Source organism: uncultured Oscillibacter sp. (assembly GCF_910579365.1).
Taxonomy (GTDB): Bacteria; Bacillota; Clostridia; order Oscillospirales; family Oscillospiraceae; genus Oscillibacter.
In genome coordinates this window covers 1-7075 of record NZ_CAJTUX010000099.1, presented here as the reverse complement: position 1 = coordinate 7075, position 7075 = coordinate 1, and the positions used below count along the sequence as shown (strand labels likewise).

7 protein-coding genes and 3 tRNA genes are annotated in these 7075 nt (G+C 53.6%); 4 read left to right on the top strand and 6 right to left on the bottom strand.

Translation table 11 applies throughout. The features are described 5' to 3' along the window. Positions 1–374: hypothetical protein (locus QZ329_RS14325; RefSeq protein WP_295753683.1), on the bottom strand; the 374-nt coding region annotated here is incomplete at its 3' end. Between QZ329_RS14325 and QZ329_RS14320 the strand changes: the two genes are divergently transcribed. The 3 genes from QZ329_RS14320 to QZ329_RS14310 are packed head-to-tail and all read left to right on the top strand — an operon-like array spanning position 373 to position 3385. Then, the gene (locus tag QZ329_RS14320) at positions 373–774 is read left to right on the top strand and encodes a TnpV protein (protein ID WP_295753682.1); all 402 of its coding nucleotides are present in this window, start codon (positions 373–375) and stop codon (positions 772–774) included. The genes QZ329_RS14325 and QZ329_RS14320 overlap by 2 nt on opposite strands. After that, entirely contained in the window at positions 771–2240 is a 1470-nt protein-coding gene (locus QZ329_RS14315) for a hypothetical protein (RefSeq protein ID WP_295753681.1), read from the top strand. The genes QZ329_RS14320 and QZ329_RS14315 overlap by 4 nt, the downstream gene beginning before the upstream one ends. Further along, positions 2237–3385, top strand: coding sequence for a hypothetical protein (locus QZ329_RS14310; RefSeq protein ID WP_295753680.1), 1149 nt, complete (start codon positions 2237–2239; stop codon positions 3383–3385). Before QZ329_RS14315 ends, QZ329_RS14310 begins: the two co-directional genes overlap by 4 nt. Positions 3386–3658: 273 nt before the next feature. Here QZ329_RS14310 and QZ329_RS14305 read toward each other — a convergent pair whose 3' ends face one another. From QZ329_RS14305 to QZ329_RS14290, 4 genes are all read right to left on the bottom strand, one after another. Then, on the bottom strand, positions 3659–4546 hold the full coding sequence (locus tag QZ329_RS14305) for an SDR family oxidoreductase (protein ID WP_295753679.1): 888 nt from the start codon (positions 4544–4546) through the stop codon (positions 3659–3661). 251 nt (positions 4547–4797) lie between these two features. After that, positions 4798–4874: transfer RNA gene (locus QZ329_RS14300), tRNA-Val, on the bottom strand. A 58-nt stretch (positions 4875–4932) separates the two neighbouring features. Next, positions 4933–5007, bottom strand: a tRNA-Glu gene (locus tag QZ329_RS14295). A gap of 44 nt (positions 5008–5051) precedes the next feature. Further along, positions 5052–5128, bottom strand: a tRNA-Met gene (locus QZ329_RS14290). A gap of 254 nt (positions 5129–5382) precedes the next feature. Here QZ329_RS14290 and QZ329_RS14285 point away from each other — a divergent pair. Continuing rightward, positions 5383–6201, top strand: coding sequence for a MerR family transcriptional regulator (locus tag QZ329_RS14285; RefSeq protein WP_295753678.1), 819 nt, complete (start codon positions 5383–5385; stop codon positions 6199–6201). A 102-nt stretch (positions 6202–6303) separates the two neighbouring features. Here the strand turns inward: QZ329_RS14285 and QZ329_RS14280 are convergent. Beyond that, positions 6304–7075 (bottom strand): glycoside hydrolase family 25 protein (locus QZ329_RS14280; protein ID WP_295753677.1); only part of this gene is annotated, 772 nt, incomplete at its 5' end.

The window sequence follows — 7075 nt, the reverse complement described above, 5'->3', positions numbered from 1 at the left end:
TTTTGGAGGAACTGGACGACCTCAATCTGGAAGTGCGCTATAAAAACCTTCTGACTGCCAGCGTCCAGTACACCCTCCTGACCCGCTGCGGCCTGGACCCCAGCGAGTATTTGGAGGACGAGGACCTTGCGGGCATTACCGAGTTCTCCACCCCCGCCGTCCTGCACCACCTGGGCAGCGCTGCCAGCCAGGTGTCCATGGACCTTCTCAACGAAATTGGCCGCGCCGTCAAGACCTATGACCGGGAACAGGCGAAAAATAAAGAAAAAAATATTGAAAAACCTCTTGCAAAATCGCCTGTGATCGACTATACTAAGGTCAAGGAAGAATTTAACACTGTAAAGCGCGAAAGTGAAGAAAGGAGCGTTACCCATGACGATGGAACTGACTTACAAGCAGGCGGGCGATTACCTGATTCCCGACCTGGAAGTGGACGGAGCGGAGGAACTGGAGGAAATGCCCCTGGGCAAGTACGGGATGCTGCGGGAGACATTTCTGGAGGAACACCACCCAGGGACGTACACCTCCATGCTGCTGACGGGGCGGCTGTACCCGCACCTGCGGGAGATCGACCGGCAGGCGAGGGAGCAGGTGGACCGGATGGTGAACGAGCTGAAGAAACAGAACGGCGTGGACGAAGCGATGAAGGCCCGCGATCAGATGGGATGGGGACGATTATCATGCAGGATATCGGAATCAACCTGCGGACTTGGGGAAGGCCCATCGTATACGGAGACAGTGTGTCAAAAAAAATCCAAGAGGACGGATTTTTGACCATTGCGAAGCGAATCAATTTGTGCCTGAAGGTGCTGCGGGACTACCTGCAGAAACTGAAGGAGTTTAAGGATGTGTTGACCTCCGATAAAAAGTACAAGGCGATCCTTACGTCTTTGGAGCGGGAGACACAGCGGGTGATGGTGGTCATCGACTCAATCAAAAATCCCTTTGAGTCAATGTATTTGAAAGCGCGATATTCCAGCTATTATCTTGTGGCTATTTCCACAGATGAGAAAGAGCGGCGCGCACGCCTGGAGGGAATACCCAAGCGGCTTACTTCCGACGAAATCAGGGCGATTGATACCATCGAGCTGCTAAGTGAGTACAAAAAATTTGCCGGAGACAAGTCTGTAACTGACCCGGTAAGCTATAGCGCGCTCACAGTAAACTCCTTACAGCCTCTTAAGGAGAAGCTGAACGCCAGATTCTCCGCGATTCTTCCGTTTGTTATGCAGAATGTGGAGCGATGTGTGGAAGTGGCGGACATTTTCATTTACAACCGTACTGATAACCAGCAGCGGCTGCTGCTCAAGCGCAATTTAGTCCGCTATGTTTCTCTTATCATGAATCCGGGGCTGGTCCTTCCAACCGATATTGAGCGATGCATGCAGATCGCTCAAACAGCAAAAGTGAGCTCCGGTTGTGTTTCACGGCAGGTTGGCGCTGTACTCACGGGCGCAAATTACCAGGTTCGCTCTATTGGATGGAACGATGTGCCTCCCGGCCGAGTTCCCTGCACCTATCGGGATATTTTCGATATCTCCCGCCACTGGAGCACAGCCGCTTACAGCGACTATGAAAACGATGACGGCGACACCTTCCAACAACACCTCAGGAAAATGGGGGAGCAGGTGACGCAGGCGCAGAGAATCATGTCGGAGCTGGGAAAACGTCTTCCCTATTGTTTCAAAGACATTTTCAACAGCATTGATCACAACAAAAACCAAGTCCACCCCAGGTCCCTGCATGGAGAGGAGCGGGCATTTCTTAACCTGGCCGATCAGGGAGGAGCCAGCATCCGCGGCGGTTATTTGTTCACAACTTCCAGCCCGTGCGAGCTCTGCTCGAAAAAGGCGTGCTATATGGGTATATCAAAAATATACTATGTGGAGCCTTATGTTGGGCTTTCCGCTAAGCACGTCATGAGTGATGGGGAGGTCGAACAGCGGCCGGTCCAGGAGCTTTTTACCGGAGCTTTGGGACGGGCATATACCTATCTCTATACGCCTGTGCTGCCAAAAAAAGACGAGATGGAAATGTGGCTGGGCTACAAGCTGGATGGATCCATCCCTAATCTCCAGCAGGAATCGGGCATAGCCGATGAACTTGACGAGGACGTTTTGCCGCCGGAGCCTCCCGCGGATGTGATGCCCCAGCTTCCGAACGACCGTGAGGTGAATAAAGATGGAGTTCAATCAAGGAAAGGAAGAGAGAAATGCCGCCTGTTCAGGAAGAGAAGATGAAACAATTAGAGCAGAACTATCAATTGACTGGACGGGACATTAAGGAAATCCGAGAACGGATGGACCCGAGTCTCGTCATAGTTCCCTATGAAGACGCAAATGTCAAGGGCTGTGGATACAACCTGACCGCGACTGAATTTATATACTCCGTAAAGAAGATACGGCTGCTGGCCATACACAAATCCAACAGGGAAGCGACCTATGTGGATATCCCCCGCCATGATACCGCTTTGATTCTCACAAGAGAGTATATCAAGCTGAGCGGACGTCTGGCAGGCGCATTTTACTCCCGTGTTCAAATGGTTTCTCAGGGGCTTGGTCATATTTCGACAACACTGGATCCCTGCTGGGACGGTATGCTGCTCTTTGCTGTGAATAACCCGTCCAGTCGGAAGATTCGACTTGTCATCAGCGAATCGTCCGATGGAACCACAACCTACACCGGGATAGCAACAATGGTGCTGAACCCCACTCGACCCGATGGGGATGGCCCGGAGAAAGTTTCCCCAAGTTTGGATAATCCACCTATGCGGCTGGATGTTTTAAAGCGTCTGATTTACCAGCCGAATCATATCTTTTTTGATTCCCGGTACCAGCGCTTCCGCCGCTTGATTTCGGAATTGGAGACGTTCACCCCGAAACTTACTCCCAAGATGGAACAATTGCGCGGCATCCGCGGCATTTTAGTGGAACTGGAAAAAGAGCTCGTTTCTTATAATTGCCAAGAGGAGATCAGCGGATGGCTTGTGGAATTGGAGCGCGCTAATTACGATAAGCTGGAATCCTTACAGAGGAAAAAAATGTGCCTTAACGCAAAAATGGATGACATTTTGCCTGAGGTGCGTGGATGCTTGCTGGAATGTGATTATCTGTTGACTTGTGAGCAAGTGGAGCAGATTCACGCGCTGATTCAAAAATGGGTGCCTCATGTATACCACCCGACTGTTAAGCACTTCTTTGGGTTTTTATTGGAGCACTGGAAAATATGGGCAGTTTATGCACTTGCTATCATAGGCGCGTCTGTTGTGTTTTGGCGTGGCAAGGAAACGATTGGCACGAATGTGGCAGTGCTTATTCCTGCCATAGCCACCTTGCTTCCTCCATTTATTACTTTTTTGTTGGATCGATCTTCGCCACCTAAGTAACCAAATAAAATATCAAATATCAAATATCAAAGCGGCTGCTTTCTCGTTAGGGGAGCAGCCGCTTTCGTTTTATCGGAAATAATCTTGAGCTGGGAAGCCATACGGTTTCTCCCCAATATTGCTATCAGAAGGAAACTGAATAGTATAGAATACGGATATATTTGGGCTTTTTCAATGAGCAGAATGAAGTTTTGTAAATGTCCGTCATGCGTATAATTGATGCAAAGGGGTGTCACATCGTTTTGTATAAGCAGTAGATTCCCAAAGTTTGGATTAAGCCCCCACGATGGTGCCGCCGTTGGGATGAAGCACCTGCCCGGTCATGTAGCTGGAGTCATCCGAGGCCAGGAACACGTAGGAGGGCGCCACCTCACAGGGCTGGCCCGCCCGGAGCATAGGCACCCTCGACGTGCCGGAGCCGAAGGTCCGCACCTCCTCCGCAGAGTAAGATGCGGGGATCAGCGGCGTCCAGATGGGACCTGGGGCTACGGCGTTCACTCGGATGCCTTGCTCCGCTAGGGACAGCGCCAGAGAGCGTGTGAGGGCTACGATGGCTCCTTTTGTGGTGCTGTAGTCAATCAGGTTTTTGTTCCCCTGGTAGGCTGTGACGGAGGTTGTGTTGATAATGGCGCTCCCTCGGTGCAGGTAGGGCAGGGCGGCCTGGATTAAGTAAAAGAACGAGTATACATTGTTCTGGAATACCAGGGAGAGCTGTTCCTGAGAGATATCCAGAATGCTCCGCTGGATAAACTGGACAGCATGGTTGTTGACCAAAACATCCAATCCACCGAAGCGTTCTACTGTCTGGTCCACGCAACTCTTGGCGAAGGCGGGAATCCGCAAATCGCCCCGCAGGAGCAGACATTCGCCGCCCAGCTGGCGGATATGTCCGGCGGTCTCCTGGGCATCCTGGTCCTCGTTATAGTAGGCGATGGCCACTTTCGCACCTTCCTTCACGAAGGCGTAGGCCACTGCCCGACCAATGCCACTGTCCCCGCCGGTAATGAGGGCCACGCGCCCGGCCAGCTTGGGGCTGGGCGGGGCGCACTCCGAGATGGGGCGGGGGTTCATCTGGTATTCCAGGCCGGGCTGGCGGTCCTGGTGCTGGGGCGGAAAGGTCCGGGGCGCGGCCCGGTCAATGGGGCAGGTTTGATGTTCCATAAAAATCCCTCCTTCCGCCCATTTTATGTTGGGAGGAAGAAGGGAGTGCGGGGAGGACTGCGGTTGTGGTGTTCTGGTGCTGCGTCAGCACCGGGCAGGAAAATCCTGCCCAGTGCTCTTTTGTTCTTTCCAGTCGTTTCCCCGTGTGGGTCAACTTGTGGGTTGGCCCGGTTACTAGCACGTTACTAACAAACAAAAAGTTGCGAAAAGCAGAAGAAACCCGCCAAAACCTCACGGTTTCGGCGGGTCCATGGTGGAGACTACTGGACTCGAACCAGTGGCCTCATGCGTGTGAAGCATGCGCTCTAACCAGCTGAGCTAAGCCTCCAGATACATATTTAATTTTCCTGCCCATAAGACGCCGCACTTCACGACGTCTTATGGGGTGGTGACCCGTACGGGATTCGAACCCATGTTACAGCCGTGAAAGGGCCGTGTCTTAACCACTTGACCAACGGGCCATTGATGAGGGGCCCATGAAGCGCCTTGCGGCGCTTCATGGATTTGGTAGCGGCACCTGGATTTGAACCGGGGACACTGCGGGTATGAACCGCATGCTCTAGCCAACTGAGCTATGCCGCCGTAACTATTATCCGTAACGGACAAATGATACTATAGCAGAGAAGCTGGCGGTTGTCAAGTCTTTCCTTGATTTTTTCTGAAAATTTTCTTCGCTGTCCAGCAGCCTTCGTCAAAAAGGACCCAAACCTCCCTGATTTTATGGAAAAGGATTTCGCGGCGCAAGTTTTAAATTCCCTCTTGACTCTGCCCCCGGGGGAGGGCTTATGCTGTTTTTGAGCTCAAATATCACAACGTTGTGGAGGTACGATTAAACTATGCTGAAGATCGGCGAATTTTCCAGGCTCTCCAGAGTCAGCATCCGCTCCCTGCGCCGCTATGATGAGGCTGGACTCCTGGCCCCGGCGTCCATTGACCCCTTCACCGGCTACCGCTATTATAGCGAGAGCCAGCTCCCCGCTGCAAACCGAATCCGCGCCCTCCGGGACATGGGCTTTCCTCTCGCCGCCGTTCGGGAGGTGCTGGAGTGCTACGATGCTCCCGGGGCGCTGGAGCGCTGTCTGCTTCTTCGCCGGGCGGAGGCCCAGGAAGTTATGGAGGAGGCTCAGAGACGGCTGCGGCTGCTGGACACCGCCTTGGATCGCCTGAGAAAGGACAAAGACAAAATGAAATACGATGTAACCATCAAAACCCTGCCGGAGCGGCAGGTGGCCAGCGTACGGCAGGTGATCTCCTCTTATGACCGGGAAGGGGACCTGTGGCACATCTATTGCCAGGAGACTGCCAAGATGAACATTCAGGACGGAGACCCGGTACTCTGCACCGCCATGTATTATGACGGCGAGTTTAAGGACCAGGACGTGGACATAGAAATCCAAAAGAACGTAGTGGGGACCTATCCTGATACGGAGCACGTGAAGTTTAAGACCGTTCCTGCGGTGCAGGTGGCCTCCGCCACCTTCCGGGGAAGCTACGACCAGATTTCCGCTGTGAACGAGGCTGTGGCCACCTGGGTGGAGGACAACGGCTGGGCCTTCGACGGACTCTTTTTCAACATCTACCACGTCAGCCCCCACGAGACCCGGAATCCTGAGGAGTTCGTGACCGAGGTTTGCTACCCCGTAAAGCGGAAGTAAACGCATTAGGGACCATCCCGAAGCTGACAAGGAAACAGGGCTTGGCGCAGTGCCAAGCCCTGTTTTTTTGACCGGCTTTACTTGTCTTGCCCGGCAGGGCCGCTAAAAGTAAGGGATGAACTGAATGTTGGCGTCCACATTGCCGCCGATCCCGGCGACGGAACACTTGCTGGAGAATTGCCAATAGTCCGGCTGGTAGTAGAGAGTAGGGCAGAGCTTCTCCGATTCGCTGCTCTTGTATTCGGGGTACCAGCAGAGGTAAGGGGCAATGGCGCCCTGATCATACTTGATATAGCTGACATAGGTCCCGGCGTAGATCATCGGCGTATAACCCGCCTCCTGGATACGTTTGCAGAAGGCAATGGCGCAGGCGGTGGCCATTTCCGGCGTGGTGCCATAAACCCGATAGCTAGAGTCGTGCATCTCCCAGTCGTAAGCGACAGGACCGTTGATGTGCAGGCCCTGGAGGCACTGGATGACGAAATCCGCCTCCTCAATGGCCTCCTCCACGGTGATGGCTTGGGCGAAGAAGTATACGCCGGTTTCAATCCCGGCGTCCATGGCGCCCTGGATGTTCTGGCGGTAAAAGGCGTCTTCGGCAATCTTGCCGGAGGAGTAGCCCCGAAGACCGACGCGGACCATGGCGAAGTCCACGCCGTCGTTCCGGACGGCCTGCCAGTCAATCGTTTCGTTTTCGCTGGCCCGGTTCTGGTAGGCGGAGACGTCAATACCGAACCGGGTACGGAACTGATCGCCGGTGTAGACCAGCCGGTTTCCGGACCAGACAAAATCACCGTGGGCCAGCCGGTTTTGCCGGGTGCCCTCATAGACGGGAATCTGTTTGCCATCGTATTCAATGGTTTGCCCGGTCAGA